The following is a 22,377-nucleotide window of genomic DNA, read 5'->3' as shown; positions in this document are numbered from 1 at the left end:
TGAGCGTTGCGTAGAGACTAGAGGCAGGGTTCGAGGAAGAGCATAGATGACAGTAGCGAAGGAAGCGCCCTCCATGGCGCTGTTTTATCAGAAGGTTTCCCACGCCTCTTCGGCTGGCTGGGCATGGGCAGTGCGCTTAGAGGATGAGCGGTGGGGAGAGGCTAACGCAGGAGCTGCCCCTAATGGTGGCGTGAGCGCAAGCCCTGCTTGTTTAAGCAAGCGCTCACGGGCAGTCTCACTGCTCTCGTCGGCCGCACCCTCTAAGCGGAAAGCGGCGATAACGTTAGCGAGGCTGAGGGCTTCACGGGTGAGATTTTGAGCAGCACTGGAAATCGACTGCACCTTGGAGGCGTTCTGCTGGGTGACATGATCCATTTCGGAAACAGCGGTGTTGATTTGCGCGATACCCTTGCTCTGTTCATCGGAGGCGGTGCTGATCTCCTCCATAATATCGCTGACTTTCATGACCTGGTTAACAACTTGATCAATGGCGGCTTCGGCTTCTTTTACTGCCTGGGCGCCACCGCTGATCTCCTGGGAGGAGGTGTCGATCAAGCGGCGAATTTCGCCAGCGGCATCGGCGCTGCGCCCAGCCAAGTTACGTACTTCATTAGCCACCACGGCAAAACCACGCCCCTGCTCGCCCGCCCTTGCGGCTTCCACCGAGGCATTTAACGCCAGAATGTTGGTCTGGAACGCGATACCGTCAATGACACTGATGATGTCGGTCATTTTATTGGCACTGTCAGCAATACGTTCCATACGCTCCACAAGCGCCTGCATGCGCTCGCCGGTTTCACGGCTGGTGGTGGCGTTTTGCATGGCCAGTTGATTAGCTTGGCGGGCGTTTTCGGTGTTTTGCTGCACCGTCGCCGTCATTTGATCCATGCTAGACGCCGTTTGCTGCAGCGATGATGCCTGCTGCTCGGTGCGGGATGCCAAGTCTTCGTTCTGTTGTTTAATATGCTCCGAGGCAGGGGTCACCACATCGACCTTATTGCCCACCTCTGTGATCAGGCCTGACAGGCTGGCACGCATGGTTTCCAGCGAACTCAGCAGCTCGCCCAACTCATCGTTGCGCTTTAAGGTCACTCGATTGGCCAGGTTCCCTGCCGCAATTTGGAACGTTACTCGCCGTGCTTCATTGAGTGATTTAATCAGCGATTTGAGTACGGCCATGCTTAGCCCGATCATCAGTACAATACCGAGCAGCAGCACACCTAGCTGGCCATAGAGCAACGCCTGTTGCTGCTGCTCAGCATTTGCCATCAGCGCTTGAGCCGCGGCTCTTTCCTGATCAACCAATAAGTTAATAGTGGCGCTAATACTTTCAGAGGTCGGCTGCACGGTGTCATTAAAGGCTTCAAAGGCGGCAAACCCATTGCCATCACGAATAGCGGTCAGAGTGAGATCAGACCCATCAATAAAGGTGGTGAGGTGTGCGGTCAACCCTTCCTGCACACTGCCCGTTTCGCGCTGCTCGGTGTAGCCCTGCCATGATTGTTCGATTTCCGCACTCATGGTGGTTAGCTGTGTTTCTAACACGTCTAGGTCCGCACGGCGGGGGTTACGTACAGCAGGCTCTAATGCCTGAATTGCCTGGCTAACCCGCTGGTCGATCTGTTGAAGATCGGTAATCCCTTCAAGGCCTGTTTGATTAAGCGTGCGCAGTCGCTCAGCAGAACTGGTTAAACCATAAACACCCGCAGCCCCTGCGATCACCAATAAAATAATCGAAGCCAGCACCATCCCCATTAGCTTGGCCTGCATACTGCTGAAACTAAACCGCTTGACCCATCCGCGCACACCCGTAGAGCGTATTGCACCATAATGGAGCTTAAAGCCACGTGTCTTACCCGCTTGCATGGCAGCGTAAACGCGCTCTGCCTGTGCAATGGCCTTTGCTGCGGCTTTACGGCGGATAGAGGTATAGCCCACTACGCGTTCACTATCGAGGAGGGGCGCGATAGTGGTATGCATCCAATACGCCTCGCCATTTTGGCGACGGTTCTTGATCAAGCCCTGCCAGGTTTTACCCGCCTCAATGGTTTCCCATAAGTTCTGAAAGACGGCTTTGGGCATAGAGGGGTGGCGAAACAAGCTATGCGGCTCACCCATTATTTCATCGAGCGAGTAGCCGCTTACTTCCACAAAAGTTTGGTTGGCGTAGGTGATTCTACCCTGGAGGTCTGAGCGAGAAATTAGCACTTCGTCATCTGCCATCTCGTAAACAGCTGATGTCGCTTGCGTAGCTTGTGGCATTTAAAATCCCCTACTTTTTTATTAAGGCCTAAGCCGTCTTTAGACTTAGCTGCACTCCACACAGCTGGGTCTTTTCAAGTAGGAGCAATGCATAAAACATGCCACCGCAAAGGGTGGCATGTCATTAAAACGAATTAAGGGAAATCAATCACCTAAGGGCTGTAGCGCTAAAACTCTTCCCACTGCTCGGCTTGAGGTTGTGTGGTGGGTGGTTTAGCGCGGGGTTCAGCAGAAGAGGGTAAACGTTGGGTTGCTTTGCTGATTGCGTGGTTAGCACGCTGTAACTTCGCCCGCGCCTCTTGAATGTTCTCATCTTGAGCGCCTTCCAAACGGAATGCATCAACCACGTTAGCGAGCTCAAAGGCTTCGATGGAGAGGTTATCGGCCGACGCCGCTATCGACTGCACTTTAGAGGCGTTCTGCTGAGTGACATGATCCATTTCGGCAATCGCCGAGTTAATTTGACCAATCCCACTGCTCTGCTCGGTAGAGGCAGTGCTGATGGCGGCCATCAACTCACTGACCCGGCTAACCTGCTGAGACACCTCTTCAATGGCTCGTTCCGCCTGCTCGACTGCACTGCGGCCACCGCTCACCTCTTGCGTGGTGCTATCGATCATCTTACGAATTTCTTGGGCAGCATCCGCACTCCGTCCTGCCAGGTTGCGTACTTCGCTGGCAACAACCGCAAAGCCACGGCCATGTTCGCCAGCCCGAGCGGCCTCAACCGATGCGTTCAGAGCCAGTATATTGGTTTGAAAAGCAATGCCGTCGATCACACTGATCATCTCGGTCATCTTTTCAGCACTTTGAGCGATACGCTGCATGCGTTCCACCAACTGCTGCATCTGCTGGCCGGTATCCTTAGTGCTGGCAGCATTTTGCACAGCCAGATCGGTCGCCTGGCGGGCATTCTCGGTATTCTGCTGAACCGTCGAGGTCATCTCTTCCATGCTCGACGCGGTTTGCTGAAGCGATGACGCCTGCTGCTCCGTACGCGAAGAGAGTTCTTCATTTTCAGCGGCTATTTGCTGAATCGCTGGGGTCACTACCGACACTCGACCCTCTACATCACCCACAATGCTGGATAGACTAAAGCGCATGGTATCCAACGAGTAAAGCAGCTCACCCAATTCGTCGTTCGTTTGGCGGCGCTCTCGAGCAGCCAAGTTGCCAGCTGCGATTTGGAAAGTAATATAGCGCGCGCCTGACAAGCTGCGGAACACGGATTTCAAAATCATCACGCTCAGGCCAATCATGACCAAAAAGCCAACGGCCAGTAATACCAGCTGGGCGATCAGCATCTGCTGGCGAGCGTCTTGCGCCTGAGAGACCAACGTTTCGGCATCGACGCGCACTTGCTCGACCAGCGCGCTGTTAATCTCACGCAGTGATTCAGTGCTGGGCACCACAACATCATTAAACGCTTCAAAAGCCGCGAAACCATTCCCCTCCCGAATTGAAACCAGGGCGGTTTGCACCGCAGCAGCCCATGTGGTCAGCGTGCTATCAAAGTCCTGAGCAGCTTCATCAGTAGCAGATTCATCAGTAGCAGGTTCGTCTGCATAGTAATCTGCCCACAGCGTCTGCATGGCTTCTGCATATTGGCCAATATCTGCGCTAACGGCCTCTAGATCAGCACTGCGCGGGTTACGCACCGCAGGCTCCAACGTCTCAACCGTTTGCCCAATGTAACGCTCTATATGCTGCAGCGTCGCGACATCGCCCAGCCCCGAACGGTTAAGCGTTTCCAAACGCTCGCCAGAGACCATCAGCGCATACACCCCTAGCCCACCCGCGAGACCAAGCAGCAGCAGTGACGCCACGACCATACTGGTGAGCTTGGCTTTCAGGCTGGTGAATTGAAAGCGCGCCAGCATACCAGTCACGCCTTTGCGCCGCAGCGTCCCCTGGGCCAGCTTATAGTGGCGTGACTTGCCCTTTTCACGGATGTCGGCGTAGACCTTCTCTGCCCTGGCCACTGCCTTCGCGGAGGCTTTACGACGAACGGAGGTGTAACCCGCAACGCGTTCGCCATCCCGCAGCGGTGCTACGGTAGCGTGTACCCAGTAGTGATCGCCATTTTTACGTCGGTTTTTGACCACGCCTTGCCACGTTGCCCCAGCCTGAATGGTTTTCCAGAAGTCGGCGTAAGCGGCTTCTGGCATATCGGGGTGGCGAAGGAGATTATGAGGAGAGCCGATGAGTTCTTCACGGCTGTAGCCACTAACCTCGACAAATGTAGGGTTTGCGTAAGTGACATTCCCTTTTAAATCCGAACGGGAAATGAGTACCGCCTCTTCGCTCAAGACATATTCGCGTTGAGTTACGGGCTGGTTATTGCGCATAGATGCTCCCTAGGGAAGTTATTCTTAATTTTTTAAACCATACGCTATTATCGTCACTCGACAGGGATTCAAACCAGTAAACAGATGTAAAAAAGCGCCGTACTTGAGTACGGCGCTTTCAAAGGAGTCGTATCCATCGCTAAAGCTATGGATACGTAGCGTTATCGACCGGGCCTATCCACGCCCAAACACTACGTCCGCCACATCGCGGTAGCGTTTAGCAAAATGCACCGTCATGCCCTGTTTAAGGTAATCCGGCAACTCTTCGTAGTCGCGTTTGTTAGCATCGGGCAGAATCAATTCAAAAATATCGCTACGCCGCGCGGCAATCACCTTCTCACGAATACCGCCGACGGGCAGCACTTGGCCGGTTAAGGTTAGCTCACCCGTCATTGCCAATGGCCGATCAATGGCGTGATGCTTGGCGAGGGACATTAAGGCAGTCGTCATGGTAACGCCCGCTGAAGGACCATCTTTTGGCGTGGCCCCTTCGGGTACGTGTAAGTGCACAAACGCAGAGTCAAAGAAGTCTGCGTCAGCGCCATACTCCTGCAGATGACCAAGAGTGTAGCTGTAAGCAATATTGGCAGACTCCTGCATCACTTCACCCAGCTTACCGGTCAACTTAAAGCCACGATCCAGCGAGTGTACTTTGCCCGCTTCAATGGGCAGCGTAGCACCCCCCATCGAGGTCCAGGCCAAGCCAGTGACTACCCCTTCGCCGGTGAGTACTTTCTCCTTCCGGAAAAGCGGTGCGCCCAAGAACTCCTCCAAGTTTTTAACCGAAATCTTGACAGTTTCGGGCTCCTCTTCGAGCAGCTTAACGGCCGATTTACGCACGATACGGTGAAGCTGTTTCTCTAACTGACGCACCCCGGCTTCACGAGCGTAGCCTTCAATCACCTGCTTCAAGGCCGCATCGGATAAGCTGATGCGCTTTTTGGTCAGGTTGTCGCGTTTGAGCAGCTTTGGCCACAGGTGGTGCTTGGCAATGGCCAGTTTCTCTTCGGCGATATAGCCAGAAAGGCGGATCTGCTCCATGCGGTCAAGCAGCGGCCCAGGAATCGAGTCCAGGGTATTGGCGGTGCATATAAACAGCACCTTGGAGAGATCCATGCGCACATCAAGATAGTGATCAAGGAAATCGACGTTCTGCTCGGGGTCGAGCACTTCCAGCAGCGCCGAGGCGGGGTCGCCCTGGAAGGACTGACCTAGCTTGTCGATCTCATCCAGCATGATAACGGGGTTTTCTACCTCGACCTCTTTAAAGGCCTGCACCAACTTGCCGGGCATCGCGCCCACATAGGTACGCCGATGGCCTTTAATCTCTGCCTCATCACGCATACCACCCACGGAGAAGCGGTAAAACTGGCGACCTAACGCTTCGGCAATCGAACGACCAATCGAGGTTTTACCCACCCCTGGCGGGCCGACGAGAAGCACGATCGAACCACCGACATCACCTTTGAAAGTGCCTTCGGCCAGAAATTCGATAATCCGCTCTTTAACGTCTTTCAGGCCGTCGTGGTCGCGATCCAGCACTTTGCGGGCGTGGGGTAGATCCAACTGGTCCTGGCTGGTCACCCCCCAAGGCAGCGAAGTTAGCCAATCCAAGTAGTTACGCGTGGTGCCATACTCGGGTGAACCGGTTTCCAGCACGCTGAGTTTATTGAGTTCATCGTCAATACGCGTTTGCACACGCTCGGGCACAACCAGGGATTCCAGCCGTGCTCTGAAGGTATCGACGTCGTTATCACGATCATCTTTGGAAATACCCAGTTCACGCTGGATGACCTTTAGCTGCTCACGCAGGAAAAACTCGCGCTGACGATCCTGCATTTGCGCGTTGACCTGCTCGCTGATCTCACCCTGCAGCAGCGCCACATCGATCTCTTTACGCAGTAGCGGCAACACTTTCTGCATCCGCTCTTCTACTGACAGTGTGGCCAGCACATCCTGAAGTTCAGGACCTTTGGCGGAAGTAATGGCAGCGGCAAAGTCGGTCAACGGCCCCGGCTGATGAGGGCTAAAGCGGTTCAGGTAGTGCTTCAGCTCTTCGCCATACAGCGGGTTGATGGGCAGTAGCTCTTTAATGCCGTTAATGATCGCCATGGCGTAGGCGCGGGTCTCTTCGTTCTCCGCATCTACCGGCTCTTTAGGGTAAGTGACTTCGACTAGATAAGGCGGCTCTTTGGAGAGCCAGCGGGTAATTTTAAAGCGCTGAAGCCCCTGGGCGATAAACTGGATCTGATCGTCTTCGCCTTTGAGTTTATGCACTTTGACCGCGGTACCGATCTCTGGAAAGTCTTCATGACCCAAAGAAGTAACGCCCTGCTCACCGACAAAGGCTACGCCCAGGGTGTGATGCGGGGTATTCCCCACGCGACGCATAGTCTCTTCCCAGCGCTCACGATTAACGACCAGCGGCTGAACCTGGGCAGGGAAGAAGGGACGGTTATGAATGGGTAGAAGGTAGATGCGCTCGGGCAGCATCTCACTGGCGGGTACCAGTGAGTTCACCCGTTCGCCGTCTGAGCGATACTCTTCGCTGCTTTTATCGTCGACATTGTCAGATTTATCGCTATTTGAGGATGACTCTTCATCGTCAAGTTGCCAATCGAGGTGTTCGTGATCGCGTTCGTAATCCTGGTCGCTCATGCGTCCTCCAATGAACCGATACCGGCGGTGACCACCGCCTAGCTTTGTTCATGGAATGCGGGCACAGAGCAGAAACTTCAACCCTTCAGCAGTAGAACAGTCGGTTTATAGCGTTCATTGAGGCCACAGTTCGGGCATAGGGCGCCCATTAACGCGCCATACGCCGCGCACCACATCGAACTGCAGCTCACGAGTGCCCAGCGGCAGCCCCAACCATAACGCAGCGACGGTGGGAGCATCGTGCCAGGTGAAGTCGCCATCGATACGCTCAAGCCACTTTGCCTGCTCTTTCTCTTCACTAAGATGGATCACACTGAGTTCGTCCAGCTGACGCGCATCAAAAAATAGTGCGCCGTCCGCATCCAACCGAATACCTAGCAGCGGGCTATCAATGGCGACGGTCATCACATCTAAACGCGGCGAGTCGCTGAGCATCTTGCGCAAATCAGGCTCTAGGCGGGCAAGCAACCCTTCAGCCATGGGCAGACTAGCGTCTCCCCAGGCCGCTTCCTGGCGTAAACGGCGAATAGCGTGACGCACCGCGTCTGCGTTTAAGCGTGAAAGCTCCAACTCTATTCGACCATTCAGCAGCGGCATGTCAGGCGCTTCAGAGGGCACCATCACATCGCCCACTTCCAAATCGCCCTTGATACGCAGCTCGCTTTCATCCAGCACCATATGGCTGTTCAGGTCGAGCGGCGAGAGCTGAATGTCATAGGAGGGGTAGCTTAACGTCAGGGTTTCAATGTGCAGGTGATCGCGCTGGGCAAAGTGATAGGCGCCGTCGGTATAGGTATAGCGGCTTTCAAGTTCCGTGGCCCCTAGCGCAAGCTGGGCCATACCATCGGTCAGGGTTAGTTGATCTAGCAGCGCGCGTAATCGCCAATCACCAAAAACACCTTCCAGTCTGAGCCGCCCACCACGCACGGCTAACTCTCGGCCATTTTGTTGAATCACAAAGGGCGCCAGCGCCAGGCGCAGCTCGCTGTGGCCGCTTAGGGTGTGATAACGCCCCTGCCAGCGCGGAACCGAAGGCGCTGTGACTTCACCGACGGCTTGCTGTAGCACGGTGTCCAGGCGGGGTAACACGGTGCCTTCGACATCCGTGCTTAAAATACCGTGGCGTGCGCTATAGGTCAGCTCAAGCCGCCAAGGGCGACCCAGCAGCGGTGAAAGTATCAACCTGCCTTGGGAACTTAGCCAGCCCTGGCGACTCTCAGTACGGTTGACACGCCACTCGCCACGCGCCTCCAAATCCTCTAGCGCTTGGCGCAGGCTGCGCTCGAATAAAACGCTTGAAAGCAGTTGCGCTGCCACCCATACCACGGCGATTATCGCCAGCGTGGGGACAATCAGACGTTCCTTGCGCATGCTACCTCCTTGAAGCCAACGCCTTGCAGCCAACGCACCCGAAAAAGTTATCAACCGCTTCTCGTCACTACTTAATACTTTCTAATTACTTATTACTACTTTAATTGCTAGTCACTGCTCGAACTACCCGTTACTACCTCGTTATTTACTGATCACTACTCTCCTTGCCACTCACTCTTTTAGTGCAGCCAGAACCATAGGTGCATCGTACTCCAGGCGTAAACCCCTGCCATCACATCATCGATCATAATGCCAAAGCCCCCCGCTACACGGCGATCAGCCCAGCGTATCGGCCAGGGCTTAAAGACATCGAAGATGCGAAACACCACAAACCCCCATAGCGCAGCTTCCCATGAAAAAGGAACCGCGGCCATGGTCAACCAGTAACCGACAAATTCATCCCACACAATACCCGAGTGATCGTGTACACCTAAATCGTGGGAGGTTTTATCGCATAGCCAAACGCCGACAACAAAAGCAACAAAACAAATACTTAGATACCACCCTAAGGGCAATTCCGCCATCATCCAGTAAAACGGAATCGCCGCCAGAGTGCCAAAGGTACCGGGTGCCCAAGGTACCGTGCCGCTACCTAAGCCAAAAGCAAAAAAATGTGTTGGGCGACGCCAGACACTTTTCGGTGCACGATTCATGGCGCTTCCCCACTAAAATGCTGCCAACCGGCGTAGCCAGTGAGATCACTCTGGTCAGCGGCGCTTACGCCTAGTGTCTCGCAACAGCGACCAATAACCGTCAGCGATAAGCCCAGCGCCATTAGGCGCTGCTGCGCTAGGCCTATATCGTCAGCGCTTAACGTCACGAGCAACTCATAATCATCCCCGCCGGAAAGCGCTGCGCGTATAGCAGCTTCATGACCGAGCGTGCTTTCCAGCTCATCGGCTAATGGCAGTGCCTCTAAGTCAATGACAGCGCCTACCCGTGAAGCTTCACGTAGGTGTGCCAAGTCGGCCATTAAACCATCGGAAATATCCATCGCTGCAGTGGCTAAACCACGCAGTGCCACGCCTGCCGTTAAGCGCGGCTCCGGTAGCAAGTAGCGACGTAACAGCGGATGTTCAAGATCGCGCTCGCCCTTTTTCCACAGCGCCAACCCGGCGGCCCCACCGCCAAGGGCACCAGTTACCGCAATGAGATCATCGGGTTGAGCCCCGCCGCGGGTGAGCGCTTCGCCACCGGGCACCTCACCCATCACAGTAACGCCTATAGACAGCGCGCCGGAGGTGACATCGCCCCCTACCAACGTTGTGGCATGCTGCTGGCTGAGCGCATGAAAACCACGCGCATAGTCCGCTAGCCACGCGTGAGTTGCCTGATCATCGGCAAATTGGCGCTGATCAAGGGTCAACGCCATTAAACACCAGCGTGACGTTGCCCCCATCGCAGCCAGGTCGCTGAGAGCGACGGCCAACGCACGGTGGCCCACTGCGAACGCGGGCGCTTCGCGGGGAAAGTGTATATCCACTACTGAGGTGTCAACGCTGACAGCCAGTTGTTGACCCGCTCGCGGTACCAGTAGTGTGGCATCGTCTCCACATCCCAGTGTGACGCCATTGGACGCAGTCGACGCCTCCTGCGACGACATAAAGTAGCGTCGGATCAAATCAAATTCGGCAAGCACAAAGGCCCCTTAAACGCATTGTCAGCACGCTCGCGTTCAGAGACGACGAGCGCTGACCTCGGCACTACGCAGGCGAATTGCCAGCTTGTCTAGAATGCCGTTCACGTATTTATGGCCGTCGGTGGCGCCAAATGACTTAGCCAGCTCAACGCCTTCGTTAATAACTACACGATAGGGTACTTCCATTCGCCGGGACAGCTCGTAAGCGCCTAAACGAAGAATCGCAAGCTCGACGGCATCGAGATCTTCCAGGCGGCGGTCGAGTAATGGCGAGATTTCACGGTCCAATTCCGCTTTAAAGCGCACGGTATTGTGGAGTAGCTCGTGAAACAGTGCTTTATCGGCGATCTCCATCACCTTTACCCAGTTTTCGTGGTCTTCCAGGTCGTCATCGGCCAACTGGCTACGAAACTCGGCTTCAATGGTAGTGATGGATTTACCCGTCATATGCCATTGATAAAGCCCCTGCACGGTTAACTCACGCGCCGCGTGGCGGCCCTGCTGAGCGGCAGAGGGTTTACGCTCGCTCATTGATTATCTCCTAACGGCAGCGCGCGTAGCAGTGAGACCATTTCCATGGCGGCCATGGCCGCTTCAGTGCCCTTGTTGCCCGCTTTGGTGCCCGCGCGCTCAATCGCTTGTTCGATAGTTTCCACGGTCAGTACGCCGTTAGCGACCGGGGTCTCAAACTCAAGCTGTAAGTGATTAATCGCCGTGTTGCAGCCGCCTGCCACGTACTCAAAGTGAGGCGTTCCGCCACGAATCACCGCACCTAACGCAATAACGGCATCAGGTTTCATTACTTTCAGCACGCGCTTAACGGCCAACGGCAGCTCCCAGGCACCCGGCACGTGAACAATATGGATATGTTCGGCGTCCACGCCGTGACGCGTCAAGCTGTCGACCGCGCCTTCTACTAGGCTATCCACCACGTGGTGGTTAAAACGACCCACCACGATGACATAACGGCCATCGACATCAACAAAAGTACCTTCAACTTGAGTGAGGGATTGCATCAATTTATTCCTGCTGATTAGTCCTGCTGAATTAGTCTTGCTGAAAGCTTGGCTCATACGCCGTGTCATTAGGTCCCAAACGCTCCACGACTTCGAGATCAAAGCCAGACAGCGCGGAAAACTTCCACGGTGAACTAAGTAGTCGCATTTTTCCAACGCCTAAATAGCGCAGGATTTGCGAGCCGGTGCCGATGGTTAAGTAGTTACCGGCACCGTCGGAATCACTAGTACGCGGCTGACGCACGCGATCCAAAAAGATATCTAGCTGATCTTTTAAATCTTGGTGCGGCCGACCATCATCGATCAACACAAACACCCCTGACTCAGAGCTGGCGATCTCTTCCAGGGCCCGGTGGGCATCCCAGCGGCACTGCTCGCCTTTCATTAAGCCCATCACATCGCGCAACGTGTCGGTAAGGTGCACACGAACGGTGGTCGACGCCTCTGGTGTCGGCTGACCATTCACTAACGCCAAATGGTGTGCCCCCTGAATACGATCACGGAACACATGGAGTGTCAGCTCGCCATGGGAGGTCATTACCGTTGACGCTTCCAGGTGATCGATAGTCTGCTCGTTGACGATGCGGTAGTGGATCAAATCCGCAATGGTACCGATTTTAATGCCATGCTCGTGGGCAAAGGCTTCAAGCTCGGGCCGGCGCGCCATGCTGCCATCATCGTTCATGACTTCGCAGATGACACCGCTGGGGTCACACCCCGCCAACGCAGCCAAATCACACGCTGCTTCGGTGTGTCCTGCACGGCGAAGCACGCCGCCGGGCTCTGCCATCAACGGAAAAATATGCCCAGGCTGAACAATATCCGAGGGCTTGGCGTGTGGCGCCACCGCGGCTTGCACCGTACGCGCTCGATCTGCCGCTGAAATACCGGTGGTCACGCCTTCGGTCGCTTCAATCGAGAGGGTGAATTTGGTGCCAAAACCGGAACCATTATCGCGCACCATAAGCGGCAAATTAAGTTGCTCGCAGCGGGCGCGGGTCATGGGCATACAGATAAGACCACGGGCGAAACGGGCCATGAAGTTGATATGCTCGGCCTGCACTTTTTCGGCAGCCATGATGATATCACCTTCGTTTTCGCGATCCTCATCGTCCATGAGAATCACCATTTTGCCCTGGCGGATATCTTCCACCAGCTCGGCGATAGGGGCTAAGCCTCTAGGGGAGGAGTGCGCCATGGAATCTCCAAAAGTTGTCGCATAACGTTGTCGCAAAAAAGCTGTTGCGCCAGCTTGTAACGTAAATTCGTCACGGAAAAAAGTGTCACGTTAGCTGCGATTTCGCGCGTCAGGGTACCGTGCTCTCGTCTGTTGCGCTAGTCACTTGAGGGGAGGCGATAATGCGCCAATCACGCCCCACCGCCCGTATATCATGAATCATTAAACGGCGCTGATCGGCCATGCGCGAGAGCCCTGGCAAAGCAAACAGTGGCCGTGCCTCTCCACCTAACAGTGTCGGGGCGACAAAAAGTTGCAACTCGTCGACCAGCTCTGCATCGAGCATAGCCCCCGCCAGGGTCGCGCCGGTCTCCACCAACAGCTCATTAATTTGTTCGTTTTCGGCTAACCATTTCAACATCAAACCGAGATCGATACGGCCATCAATGCCGGCCGGTAACACCTGAACCTCGGCACCCGCCTTTGTTAATCGAGCACGTTTTTCAGCCGCGTGAGCGGGCGTGGTAATGACCAGTGTGCGCCCTGGCTCGCTCAGACAAGCCGCTGCCAGCGGTAAACGCAGCCGGGTATCTAAAATCACCCGCAGAGGCTGACGGTGTAATACCTCATCGACATTACCAAGCTTCAACTGCTCTGCTCGCAAGGTAAGCCGTGAATCGTCCATTATAATCGATTCGACGCCACTCAATATGGCGCTGGAGCGTGCTCGCAGCCGCTGCACTTGAGTGCGTGCTTCTGGGCCGGTAATCCATTGCGACTCGCCTGATCCCATGGCAGTACGGCCATCTAAACTCATCGCCATTTTCAAACGCACAAAGGGGCGCTGCAGCGTCATGCGGGCAATAAAGCCGGGATTCAGTGCACGCGCTTCACTCTCAAGTAACCCCACGGCCACTTCAATGCCGGCATCTTCGAGTAACCGTATACCGCTGCCGCTAACACGGGGGTTAGGATCCACCATCGCGACGACCACGCGTGCGACTTTGGCAAGTATAAGCGCTTGAGCACAGGGGCCTGTGCGCCCCGTATGCGAACAAGGCTCCAGGGTGACATAAGCGGTCGCGCCTTGAGCCTGCTCGCCCGCAGCGTTTAAAGCATGGATTTCTGCATGGGGTTCACCAGCGCGCAGATGATAGCCTTCGCCCACAATCTTTTCATCACGCACGATCACACAGCCGACCCGAGGATTAGGATCAGTGGTGTAGAGCCCTTTCTGCGCTAGCTTTAGCGCCCGCGCCATATAGCGATGGTCGGCTTGGCTAAAATGGGTGCTCATTTTGACGGCCCGCTCTTGTTTGAGGGCTCTTGAGAAAGCCGGTCAATCTCAGCACGAAACTCATCCAAATCCTGGAACTTGCGGTACACCGAGGCAAAACGGATATACGCAACATGATCAAGGGTTTTCAGCGCCTGCATGACCGACTCGCCGATATCACGGGCATTGATCTCACGGTCACCCCGCGCCCGTAACGTTTGACGGATACGCTCTACCGCCGCTTCAATGGCCTCTGCGCTGACAGGGCGCTTTTCCAGCGCGCGCAGCATGCCTGCCCTTAGTTTGGCTTCATTAAAGCTCTCACGGGAGCCGTCCGACTTCACCACACGAGGCATCACCAATTCAGCGGTTTCATAGGTGGTAAAACGCTCATGGCAGCTCGCACACTGGCGACGCCGGCGCACTTGGTCGCCGTCGGCTACTAACCGTGAATCGGTCACTCTAGTATCGTTTGCACCACAAAATGGGCAATGCATGGCGGTCAACCTGTTGTCAGCTCGTGTCGGCGTACTGCACGAGTAAGCTTGTTATAACCTGTCAATGACTATGCTATTAATGGCGTTTAAAGCGCTAACAATTGTCGTAAGCTAATGAAGGTTAGCGCTTAAATGCGGTATCAACCACATATTGTAACGATTTGGCACACAAGCTGCAGCGTTTGTGGCAGATTGTTTATCAGGAGCCACTCATGCCCCCCTTTGAGCAGACCGTTCATGACTACCTCAGCCACCTTTACGGGCCCAGGGCAGGGGAAGTACAGCGCCGCTTGAACCAACGCCTGGAGTACTTTCAGTCGCTTGCCCCAATTACACCCACACTCAGCGAGGCTAGACCAAAAAACGCACCTTCATGGAGCGAAAAAGATCAGTGGGTGATCAGCTATGGGGACTCCATTATAGAGGAGGGCGTGCCTCCACTGGCAGTCCTTAGCGATTTCCTCCAGGCACGGCTGGGCGAACGTATCAGTGGCGTACACGTACTACCCTTCTTCCCGTGGAGCAGCGATGATGGGTTCTCGGTAATCCACTACCGGGAAGTTAATCCCGATCTCGGCGACTGGTCGCATATCCGCGAACTCGCCAGCCATTACGATTTAATGGCCGACCTAGTACTCAACCATGTTTCCCGGGAATCGCTCTGGTTTGTGGACTATCTGAGCGGCAGCCTGCCCGGGCGCGATTACTTTATCGAAGTCGATCCAGATACCGATGTTTCCCAGGTGGTACGACCACGCAGCAGCCCTCTATTAGTCCCAATTTCCACCCGGCGAGGCACTCGCTACCTTTGGGCAACGTTCTCTGAAGACCAGCTTGATTTAAACTTTGAAAACCCCGACGTGCTGCTCGAGTTTGTGGGTATTTTGCTGTTCTACCTAGAGCAGGGTACGCGCATTGTGCGCTTGGATGCGGTGGCCTTTCTGTGGAAGAAGTTAGGTACTGCCTGTATCCACCTGCCGGAAACCCACACCGTGGTGCGGCTGCTGCGAGCCATTGTGGACCATGTCGCTCCAGGCACTCTACTGATTACTGAAACCAATGTGCCCCATCAGGAAAACATCAGCTATTTTGGCTTAGATCGTCTAGCGAAAGGGGGGCCGGACGAAGCTCATATGGTGTATCAATTTGCCCTACCCCCGCTGCTATTGCACACCCTCACCCGCGGTGAAGCCAGCACGCTGCAAACTTGGCTTGCTAGCCTGCCGGTTCTCCCCGATCACTGTACCTACCTGAACTTTACTGCCAGCCACGACGGCATTGGTGTGCGCCCGCTAGAGGGCCTACTGCCCGATCACGAGCGCGATGCGCTACTTGAGCTGATGCACCGTTTCGGTGGCTTCGTCAGCATGCGCAGCAATCCTGACGGTAGCGACACGCCGTACGAGATCAACATCACTTGGTTTGAAGCCATGCGCGGTACCCGCCGAGGCCCGGATCCGTGGCAGATCGCCCGTTTCCTGTGCAGCCAAGCGATCATGCTTAGTTTGCAGGGCATTCCCGCTCTCTATATCCACACGCTAACGGGCACGCTCAACGACGTTGAGGGCGTTGAGCGTAGTGGACGGCTGCGCTCGATTAATCGACGCCGCTGGCAGCGTAACGAGTTGGATTTGCTGTTAGATAGCCCTTCGACCCCCACACACGATGTTTTCCATGCCCTAAACCGGCTATTAGACCAGCGCCGCCAAGAGCCCTGCTTTCATCCCAATGCCGCACAGCGGGTGCTGGTCTCGGCCCCGGAATTGCTGGCGGTGGAGCGTGGCCCATTGCACGATGGGCGCCGCCTGTTAGCGCTATACAATGTTACCGACCTTCCGCTTCCTTTAGAGAACGTGGGCGAGGCGGTGACCCAGGCGCTGAGCCAGCACGCGTGGCAAGCACTCGACCCTGGCAACCCTTGGGTCGCTGAAGGTGCTCTGCCCCCTTATGCAGTACGCTGGCTGGTGGCTCCGAGCTAATACAATCGACAGCATCATTTGCAATAACCGCCTTTGGCAGCCACTTACGTTGCGACAAAACGCCCCAGGCAGGTCGTGCATAATCCTTAAATAATGTCGTGCTGCGATAATCCCAGTACATCATTATTTCAGGGATTATGTTTGCTTATGCTGCAACAGAGTGTTGCCCTCGGGCCGATGGGTTTTAGTATTCATCAGCTATTGATTGGCCTGGCTTTTTTATTAGCGTTGCTTGCCGGGGCGCTACTGGGAAGACGCCACCGCGTTCCCGTCAGCGATACGCTATTTACACTGCTCTTTGTCGCTTTTATTGGCGCGCGTCTGGTCTTCGTGGTGCGTTACTGGGTCGAGTATGACGGCCTGCTTTCCCGCTTGGATATCCGCGACGGGGGCTTTGATATTGTCGGTGGCATTGTCGTTGGCCTAGCCTACGCTGGCTGGGCTTTGTGGCGTTCGCCCCGCCAGCGAGCCCCGCTCAGTGGCGCGCTTTTGGTGGGCGGATTGGTTTGGGGGTTAACCGCGGGCAGCGCAACGCTCATGGAGCATCAGTCTCGCCCCCTTCCGGATACGGCACTGACCACCCGTGCAGGCGAGCCCATCACTCTTCCTCAACTCTCACACGCTAGCCAACAACCCATGGTGGTCAATCTTTGGGCCAGCTGGTGCCCACCATGTATTCGTGAGATGCCGGTCTTTGAACAGGCGCAGCAGAATGAAACCGGGATCACCTTTGTGTTCGTTAACCAGGGTGAGTCGTCGACACAGATTGAAGCCTTCATGAACGAGCATGGCTTCACGCTAGACAATGTATGGCTCGACCCTCGTAATGCGGTTGGTCAAGCCACCGGTGCCCACGCGATGCCAACCACGCTCTATTACAATGCCGCGGGTCAGCTGGTGAATACCCACTTTGGCGAGCTTTCCAGCGCCACCCTACAGCGCGGGCTAGAGCGTTTGCGCTGACTCACTCTTTTTTACCAACCACCGATTTCCGTCTTTTAAACGCCATATCACTAAAACAGGACGTTGTAATGCGCTTAAACCAAAACACTATTATGAGTAGTTTTGTTCTACTGGCGGGGCTAGGGGTAATCTCTACAAGCCATGCCGATGACCTACCCGCCCCCGTTCAGGCCCTTGCCGACCAAGGCTTGGAGATTCATGGGCAGTTTGACGCCCCCGGCGGTTTGCGTGGCTATGGCGCCAGCGTACAAGGCCAGGACATGGCGATTTACCTGACGCCTGATGGTGAGCACGCCGTTGTGGGAACACTGATGGATAGCGAGGGGAACGACCTTACTGAAGCCCAGCTGGATGAGCATGTCAGGGCACCACTCGAGGCACAAACCTGGCAGCTACTAAGTGAAAGCCACTGGATCCAAGATGGCGATGCTGATGCCCCCCGAGTGATCTACACCTTTACTGATGCCAACTGTCCTTATTGCCGCCAGCTGTGGCAAGACGTTCGCCCCTGGGTGGATGCCGGTGAAGTACAACTGCGACATATTATGGTGGGTATTTTAGCCCCCGATAGTCCTGGCAAAGCGGCCACTATCCTTGGTGCCGACGATCCCGCTGCCACCCTGCATGGACATAACCGTGGTGAAGAAGTCGAAGCCAGTGCACAACCCCGCGACATTGAAGAGCAGGTGTACGCAAATAACCAGCTGTTCGAAGAGTTAGGACTGTATGCCACTCCCACCAGTGCCTTTCAGCGGGAAGCAGAGAACGGCAACATCCGCATCGATCGTATCCAGGGGCTACCCAGCGATGAGCGACTGATTGACATGATGGGCAGCGAAGCACCGTAGGTGATGTGGGAGGTCGCAAAAAACGACCTCCCATCCTATACCGTCCGTTAACTGCTTACTCTTCGGACAGGTTTTCAAACCGCGGCATGCCGACATTCCAGGGTTTGATATCGCCTTTATCCCCAAAGTTATCGTGGTCACCGAGCACATGGCCGTCTTGTTCTCGGGTTTGGCCATATAGTGAGCGGCCATGGAACCGTTCGGCAGTCTCAGCGACGTCACCGGTGTAGCGAGGGTCTTGGGGGCGCTCCTGGCTGCTTACGTAGTAAGCAATATCCCAGGCGTCTTGTTCACTCAGTGAACGCGGCTGGCCAAGCGGCATGTTTTGGTAAATGAAGCCCGCCATGGTATCCAGCCGTGCGATTCCCGCTCCCCAATTATTAGAGCCGTCACCCCAGGGTGCAGGAAACACGTATTCGTCGTTTTCGTAGTGGCCTGAGCCATCTTCCTGATGGCATATCGAACAGTTGTCCTGATAGGCCGCTTCGCCTCTAGCGTAGTCAGGCTCTTCTGCAGGCTCATCCGGGGCAGGAAAACCACGTCCATAAATAGGTTTATCGGGATACATCGGTGCACCGGTGGCCAGCCACTGATGGTAAGCGCTCAGCGCCAGCATTTCATCGCTTCCATACTCAGGTGGTACGCCGTTCATAGAGTAAGCAAAGCACCCGGCAATACGCTCTTCGAGGTTATTCACGTGTTGGTTCTTACCGCGAAAATCCGGCAGCGTGATTGCCGCAGCCCACACCGGCGCGCTGAACGGCACCCGCCCTTCACCCAAATGGCAGCTTGAGCAATTCATATCGTTGAACACGTTCTCACCGCGTAACTGCTGGGTATTGGTGAATAGATCGTGCCCATAACGGATAACCTTCTTCAGCTCCGGGTGAAGATCGGAGTTTTCAAGGTCTTCCATCGTAGGAGGCTCATGCACCAGCATATTCAGTGCAGCGTCAGGCCGCTCTTCGGGTTGGGCAAACGCATTGGTGGCATAAACGCTGACACCGGCACCGAAGGCAAGCGAGCAGCCGCTCAGCGCTATGATGAGGGGGCGACGACAGGTGGTCATTGCGCTGTCTCCTGTTGTGTAGAACCGGACTGGGTGGCGTACCAAGCAGACACGGCCTGGATATCGTTGTCGCTCATGCGTTTGGCAATGGCGCCCATCAGATTCTGAGGGTCGTTACTGCGCGTACCATTTTTCCATGCCATTAACTGAGTGCTGATATAGCCAGCATGCTGGCTGGCAACGCCTGGAAAGGTACTACCAACGCCATTGCCACCAGGCCCATGGCAGCTTTGGCAGGAAACAATGTAGGCGTTCCAATCGCCACGTTCGGCAAGCTGCTGACCACGGGCCAGCAGCGCTTCGTCGGCTTCATCACCCCCTTGTCCCGGCGTGACCGCCATTTGGTCAAAATACTCGGCCACATCCAGGATTTGCTGGTCGTCGAGCATATTGGCAAACGTCACCATGGTCGCGTTTTCACGCCGCCCCTCTTTGAAATCGTGTAGCTGCTTAACAATATACTCGGCATCAAGCCCCGCTAAACGGGGCCAAGACTCCCCGTTCGGTACATTCATACCGCTACCATCGGCTTGATGGCAGGCACTACAGGTGGCGGCAGCAGCTTGGCCTCGTTCGGCATCCCCTTCCTGTGCCAGTGCGCCTGCAGCGGCTAGGCTGACGCCCACCGCCAGGCCAAACCTATGTACGTATTTTTTATTCATGTCGGTTTCTCCCTTGCGTTATCATTTTTAGGTATGCGCCACAGGCACGATTAGCCGGGCGGTAAAGCCACCCCCAGCAGGACTGGCGAAAGTGACCTCTCCACCGAAGCGTTCCGTGATCGCTGCCACAATGGCCAATCCCAGCCCGCTACCCTGCTGCTTGCTGGCCCGCCAGAAACGTTGGGTTAACTGCTTAAGCGTTGCGTCATCGACACCAGGCCCCTGGTCGCTGATGCTGAAGATAAGAAAGCGATCCCCTGGCTCCCACTGCGCATCAAAGATGATCGGGGTTTCTACCGGCCCATGGCGAAGGGCGTTATCGAGCAAATTGCGCAGGGCGGTAATGGCTAACTCCCGAGGCATGGCAAGAGCTGTTTCAGGCCATTGCGAAGGCAACACAAAGCGCTCTGGCCTAGTGTGATGGCTATCGGCAAGGGCACACTCGGCGACATCGGCAACACGGCTTGCCTCACCATCATCAAAGCGAATACGGCCCTCGACGCGAGCCAGCGTGAGCAGTTGGTCAAGGGTTGAGCTCAATCGCACCACGCCCTCTTCGGCATGGCTCAGCGATGCTATTGCGGCCTGCCCTTCAACCCGGCGAGCGACTTGAAGGTGGGTTTTAATCGCGGTCAGTGGCGTGCGCAGTTCGTGGGCGGCATCGTTGGTAAAACGCTGCTCACGCAGAATGGTTTGCTGTACGCGCGCCAGAAGAGCATTAAGAGTTTCAATGAGCGGACGAATCTCTTTTGGCAGGCCGTAGGTGGCGACAGGGGCTAACGCATCAGGATGGCGTTGCGCGAGGGAGGCTCGCAGCCGTGTTAGCGGTGCTAAACCGCGCCAGATACCCAGCCAGAGTGCGACCATACTGCCTACGAGCGCCACCATAAAAGGCACAACGGCTACCCGTATAACGCCACTGAGGAGCATATCGCGCTCATCCATCCGGTCGGCGGTGGTAATCACAATGCCATTGCGCTCGTAGGTGAACACCCGCCAAGTGACATCCCCAGCCTGACGATAAGCGTGACCGCTTTCTCCCGGCGCCAGCACAGCGTCCATATCGGCATGCGTGCGCGCCATGATTTCCCCTTGAGGCGAATGCACCTGACAAGCCAACCCTTCAATGGAAGGAATGGAGAGCACCGGATGTTCAGCGTCCGCCCATACGTCTAAAGGCAACTGCAGAACCAACCCCGCCACCATCCGTGCTGACTGCGCCAAGCGCTGATCCAAGGTTTCGACAAACTTCTCTTCCAGGTCGCGCATCAGCCATGCCGCCGCCACGCTCCATAGCAGCGCCAGGGTTAATCCCAGGGTAAGCAGTAAGCGGGCGCGCAAACTCATAGCAGGTCCTTATACGGCTGTTCCGTATGTCTCTGCCCCTTATAAGGCGCGCCTGCTAAATGAACCGCCTCTGGCTTGCCCAGTCGATAACCAAGGCCGCGAACTGTTTCAATCACAACGCTTCCCAGCTTGCGACGCAGGTGGTGGATATGCACATTCAGTGCATTGCTCTCGACGTCATCGTTCATGCCATAAAGGCTATCTTTGAGCTGGTCGTTAGACAGTACGCTACGCGGTGATTGCAGAAAGGTTTCAAGCAACACTAGCTCTCGGCGCGACAACATGACCAGTTGCCCGTCCACATACACCTCCCGCGCCGTGGGGTCTAACGCGAGTGCTCCATGGGAAATCATGCCACTGCTGCGGCCTGCGGCTCGGCGTAACAAGGCGTGCAAACGTGCTACCAATTCATCTAAATCGAAGGGTTTTACCAAATAGTCGTCAGCCCCGCCCTGCAGCCCATCCACGCGATCACGCACCGCGTCTCTTGCCGTCAATATCAGCACGGGCACATTAATCCCCTGTTCGCGCCACTCCGCCAACAGCTGCAAGCCATCCCCGTCGGGTAAGCCCCGATCAAGCACAATGACATCACTCGTCACTATTTTCAGCGCTTGGCGCGCCGCGCTTAGCGTGGAGACATGGTCCACGACAAAGTCAAAGCTCATTAATCCAGCGCGAATCCCCGAGGCTACAAGCGGGTCATCTTCAATCAGCAAGACGTGCATAGCGGTTTCCTTTTTATTACCTATCAGTATGGCTGCCGCGCATTAACCCAGCGTTAAGGCAACCAAAAACGCCCCTGCCGTGACGGCAAGGGCGTTAGCAGTAACGGCCATTTCAAGATGGGCTTACGGAGCAAGCCGCTTAGCGGCAAACCACCCCAGCACCATCGCCACCAGCATGGCGGCTAGCGGTAGCGATAAACCACCGATAGAGGCAATCGCAGGCCCTGGACAGTAACCGGAAAGCCCCCAGCCAATGCCAAACAGCGCCGCCCCTCCCAGCAACTTGCCATCCAGCTCCCGCTTAGTCGGCAGCTGAAAGACGCCACCCAATAGGGGTGCCGGACGTTTGAACACCAGCCGATAGCCGATAAAGGTGGTGACGACAGCAGCGCCCAACACAAACATAAGGGTAGGATCCCAGGCACCCGCAACGTCTAGAAACCCCACTACTCGTGCGGGGTCGGTCATGCCTGAAACAGCCAAACCAAGGCCGAAAAGTAGTCCCGCCGCATAGCCTGCCGCTGTTTTCATCCAATT

General features: G+C 55.6%; 19 protein-coding genes. 3 read left to right on the top strand and 16 right to left on the bottom strand.

Annotated elements, in window-relative coordinates; all coding sequences use genetic code 11:
* Nucleotides 1–87 precede the first annotated feature (87 nt).
* From MLE19_RS01250 to nrdR, 11 genes are all read right to left on the bottom strand, one after another.
* Nucleotides 88–2,262 carry a methyl-accepting chemotaxis protein gene (locus MLE19_RS01250; protein WP_240716251.1) on the bottom strand — a complete coding sequence of 725 codons (2,175 nt, stop codon included), beginning with the start codon at nucleotides 2,260–2,262 and terminating at the stop codon, nucleotides 88–90.
* Between the two features lie 167 nt (nucleotides 2,263–2,429).
* Nucleotides 2,430–4,610, bottom strand: coding sequence for a methyl-accepting chemotaxis protein (locus MLE19_RS01245; RefSeq protein ID WP_240716250.1), 2,181 nt, complete (start codon nucleotides 4,608–4,610; stop codon nucleotides 2,430–2,432).
* Nucleotides 4,611–4,784: 174 nt separating this feature from the next.
* A complete protein-coding gene (gene lon / locus MLE19_RS01240; RefSeq protein WP_240716249.1) occupies nucleotides 4,785–7,268 on the bottom strand; it encodes an endopeptidase La in 2,484 nt (827 codons plus the stop codon).
* A 114-nt stretch (nucleotides 7,269–7,382) separates the two neighbouring features.
* The gene (locus tag MLE19_RS01235; protein ID WP_240716248.1) at nucleotides 7,383–8,639 is read right to left on the bottom strand and encodes a DUF945 family protein; all 1,257 of its coding nucleotides are present in this window, start codon (nucleotides 8,637–8,639) and stop codon (nucleotides 7,383–7,385) included.
* Between the two features lie 179 nt (nucleotides 8,640–8,818).
* Entirely contained in the window at nucleotides 8,819–9,292 is a 474-nt protein-coding gene (locus MLE19_RS01230; RefSeq protein ID WP_240716247.1) for a phosphatidylglycerophosphatase A family protein, read from the bottom strand.
* A complete protein-coding gene (gene thiL / locus MLE19_RS01225) occupies nucleotides 9,289–10,278 on the bottom strand; it encodes a thiamine-phosphate kinase (RefSeq protein WP_240716246.1) in 990 nt (329 codons plus the stop codon). The genes MLE19_RS01230 and thiL overlap by 4 nt, the downstream gene beginning before the upstream one ends.
* 36 nt (nucleotides 10,279–10,314) lie before the next feature.
* The gene (gene nusB, locus MLE19_RS01220) at nucleotides 10,315–10,809 is read right to left on the bottom strand and encodes a transcription antitermination factor NusB (RefSeq protein WP_240716245.1); all 495 of its coding nucleotides are present in this window, start codon (nucleotides 10,807–10,809) and stop codon (nucleotides 10,315–10,317) included.
* The gene (gene ribH / locus MLE19_RS01215; RefSeq protein WP_240716244.1) at nucleotides 10,806–11,294 is read right to left on the bottom strand and encodes a 6,7-dimethyl-8-ribityllumazine synthase; all 489 of its coding nucleotides are present in this window, start codon (nucleotides 11,292–11,294) and stop codon (nucleotides 10,806–10,808) included. Before ribH ends, nusB begins: the two co-directional genes overlap by 4 nt.
* 31 nt (nucleotides 11,295–11,325) lie before the next feature.
* Nucleotides 11,326–12,492 carry a bifunctional 3,4-dihydroxy-2-butanone-4-phosphate synthase/GTP cyclohydrolase II gene (gene ribBA, locus MLE19_RS01210; protein WP_240716243.1) on the bottom strand — a complete coding sequence of 389 codons (1,167 nt, stop codon included), beginning with the start codon at nucleotides 12,490–12,492 and terminating at the stop codon, nucleotides 11,326–11,328.
* A gap of 109 nt (nucleotides 12,493–12,601) precedes the next feature.
* Nucleotides 12,602–13,768, bottom strand: a complete 1,167-nt coding sequence (gene ribD, locus MLE19_RS01205; RefSeq protein WP_240716242.1) for a bifunctional diaminohydroxyphosphoribosylaminopyrimidine deaminase/5-amino-6-(5-phosphoribosylamino)uracil reductase RibD — start codon at nucleotides 13,766–13,768, stop codon at nucleotides 12,602–12,604.
* Nucleotides 13,765–14,244, bottom strand: coding sequence for a transcriptional regulator NrdR (gene nrdR, locus MLE19_RS01200; RefSeq protein ID WP_240716241.1), 480 nt, complete (start codon nucleotides 14,242–14,244; stop codon nucleotides 13,765–13,767). The genes ribD and nrdR overlap by 4 nt, the downstream gene beginning before the upstream one ends.
* Nucleotides 14,245–14,456: 212 nt before the next feature.
* Between nrdR and MLE19_RS01195 the strand changes: the two genes are divergently transcribed.
* The 3 genes from MLE19_RS01195 to dsbG all read left to right on the top strand — a co-directional run bounded on the left by MLE19_RS01195 (nucleotide 14,457) and on the right by dsbG (nucleotide 18,034).
* Nucleotides 14,457–16,223, top strand: a complete 1,767-nt coding sequence (locus MLE19_RS01195; RefSeq protein ID WP_240716240.1) for a sugar phosphorylase — start codon at nucleotides 14,457–14,459, stop codon at nucleotides 16,221–16,223.
* A 147-nt stretch (nucleotides 16,224–16,370) separates the two neighbouring features.
* Nucleotides 16,371–17,186 (top strand): TlpA disulfide reductase family protein, encoded by an 816-nt coding sequence (locus tag MLE19_RS01190; protein WP_240716239.1) that lies wholly within the window; start codon nucleotides 16,371–16,373, stop codon nucleotides 17,184–17,186.
* Between the two features lie 68 nt (nucleotides 17,187–17,254).
* Entirely contained in the window at nucleotides 17,255–18,034 is a 780-nt protein-coding gene (gene dsbG / locus MLE19_RS01185; RefSeq protein WP_240716238.1) for a thiol:disulfide interchange protein DsbG, read from the top strand.
* 55 nt (nucleotides 18,035–18,089) lie between these two features.
* On the opposite strand, the gene MLE19_RS01180 is transcribed toward dsbG, so the two are convergent.
* The 5 genes from MLE19_RS01180 to MLE19_RS01160 form a co-directional block, all read right to left on the bottom strand.
* Nucleotides 18,090–19,103, bottom strand: coding sequence for a c-type cytochrome (locus MLE19_RS01180; RefSeq protein WP_240716237.1), 1,014 nt, complete (start codon nucleotides 19,101–19,103; stop codon nucleotides 18,090–18,092).
* Nucleotides 19,100–19,765: a c-type cytochrome gene (locus MLE19_RS01175; protein ID WP_240716236.1), complete on the bottom strand. Its 666-nt coding sequence runs from the start codon at nucleotides 19,763–19,765 to the stop codon at nucleotides 19,100–19,102. Before MLE19_RS01175 ends, MLE19_RS01180 begins: the two co-directional genes overlap by 4 nt.
* A gap of 27 nt (nucleotides 19,766–19,792) precedes the next feature.
* A complete protein-coding gene (locus MLE19_RS01170; protein WP_240716235.1) occupies nucleotides 19,793–21,112 on the bottom strand; it encodes an ATP-binding protein in 1,320 nt (439 codons plus the stop codon).
* Complete coding sequence (locus tag MLE19_RS01165) at nucleotides 21,109–21,840, bottom strand: response regulator (protein ID WP_240716234.1); 732 nt, start codon at nucleotides 21,838–21,840, stop codon at nucleotides 21,109–21,111. The genes MLE19_RS01170 and MLE19_RS01165 overlap by 4 nt, the downstream gene beginning before the upstream one ends.
* A 123-nt stretch (nucleotides 21,841–21,963) precedes the next feature.
* On the bottom strand, nucleotides 21,964–22,371 hold the full coding sequence (locus tag MLE19_RS01160; RefSeq protein WP_425356795.1) for a DUF6691 family protein: 408 nt from the start codon (nucleotides 22,369–22,371) through the stop codon (nucleotides 21,964–21,966).
* Nucleotides 22,372–22,377: the final 6 nt, after the last annotated feature.

Origin of the sequence: Vreelandella neptunia (genome assembly GCF_022489065.1) — a bacterium.
GTDB lineage: Bacteria > Pseudomonadota > Gammaproteobacteria > Pseudomonadales > Halomonadaceae > Vreelandella > Vreelandella neptunia_A.
Note: the sequence above shows the minus strand (reverse complement) of the source record. Positions and strands in the feature narration are given on the sequence as shown.

Excerpts from the sequence above, each read along its gene's own strand:
- MLE19_RS01250 (WP_240716251.1), bottom strand. The coding sequence starts at position 2,262 with ATGCCACAAGCTACGCAAGCGACATCAGCTGTTTACGAGATGGCAGAT.
- MLE19_RS01245 (WP_240716250.1), bottom strand. The coding sequence starts at position 4,610 with ATGCGCAATAACCAGCCCGTAACTCAACGCGAATATGTCTTGAGCGAA.
- lon (WP_240716249.1), bottom strand. The coding sequence starts at position 7,268 with ATGAGCGACCAGGATTACGAACGCGATCACGAACACCTCGATTGGCAA.
- MLE19_RS01235 (WP_240716248.1), bottom strand. The coding sequence starts at position 8,639 with ATGCGCAAGGAACGTCTGATTGTCCCCACGCTGGCGATAATCGCCGTG.
- MLE19_RS01230 (WP_240716247.1), bottom strand. The coding sequence starts at position 9,292 with ATGAATCGTGCACCGAAAAGTGTCTGGCGTCGCCCAACACATTTTTTT.
- nusB (WP_240716245.1), bottom strand. The coding sequence starts at position 10,809 with ATGAGCGAGCGTAAACCCTCTGCCGCTCAGCAGGGCCGCCACGCGGCG.
- ribH (WP_240716244.1), bottom strand. The coding sequence starts at position 11,294 with ATGCAATCCCTCACTCAAGTTGAAGGTACTTTTGTTGATGTCGATGGC.
- ribBA (WP_240716243.1), bottom strand. The coding sequence starts at position 12,492 with ATGGCGCACTCCTCCCCTAGAGGCTTAGCCCCTATCGCCGAGCTGGTG.
- ribD (WP_240716242.1), bottom strand. The coding sequence starts at position 13,768 with ATGAGCACCCATTTTAGCCAAGCCGACCATCGCTATATGGCGCGGGCG.
- nrdR (WP_240716241.1), bottom strand. The coding sequence starts at position 14,244 with ATGCATTGCCCATTTTGTGGTGCAAACGATACTAGAGTGACCGATTCA.
- MLE19_RS01195 (WP_240716240.1), top strand. The coding sequence starts at position 14,457 with ATGCCCCCCTTTGAGCAGACCGTTCATGACTACCTCAGCCACCTTTAC.
- MLE19_RS01190 (WP_240716239.1), top strand. The coding sequence starts at position 16,371 with ATGCTGCAACAGAGTGTTGCCCTCGGGCCGATGGGTTTTAGTATTCAT.
- dsbG (WP_240716238.1), top strand. The coding sequence starts at position 17,255 with ATGCGCTTAAACCAAAACACTATTATGAGTAGTTTTGTTCTACTGGCG.
- MLE19_RS01180 (WP_240716237.1), bottom strand. The coding sequence starts at position 19,103 with ATGACCACCTGTCGTCGCCCCCTCATCATAGCGCTGAGCGGCTGCTCG.
- MLE19_RS01175 (WP_240716236.1), bottom strand. The coding sequence starts at position 19,765 with ATGAATAAAAAATACGTACATAGGTTTGGCCTGGCGGTGGGCGTCAGC.
- MLE19_RS01170 (WP_240716235.1), bottom strand. The coding sequence starts at position 21,112 with ATGAGTTTGCGCGCCCGCTTACTGCTTACCCTGGGATTAACCCTGGCG.
- MLE19_RS01165 (WP_240716234.1), bottom strand. The coding sequence starts at position 21,840 with ATGCACGTCTTGCTGATTGAAGATGACCCGCTTGTAGCCTCGGGGATT.
- MLE19_RS01160 (WP_425356795.1), bottom strand. The coding sequence starts at position 22,371 with ATGAAAACAGCGGCAGGCTATGCGGCGGGACTACTTTTCGGCCTTGGT.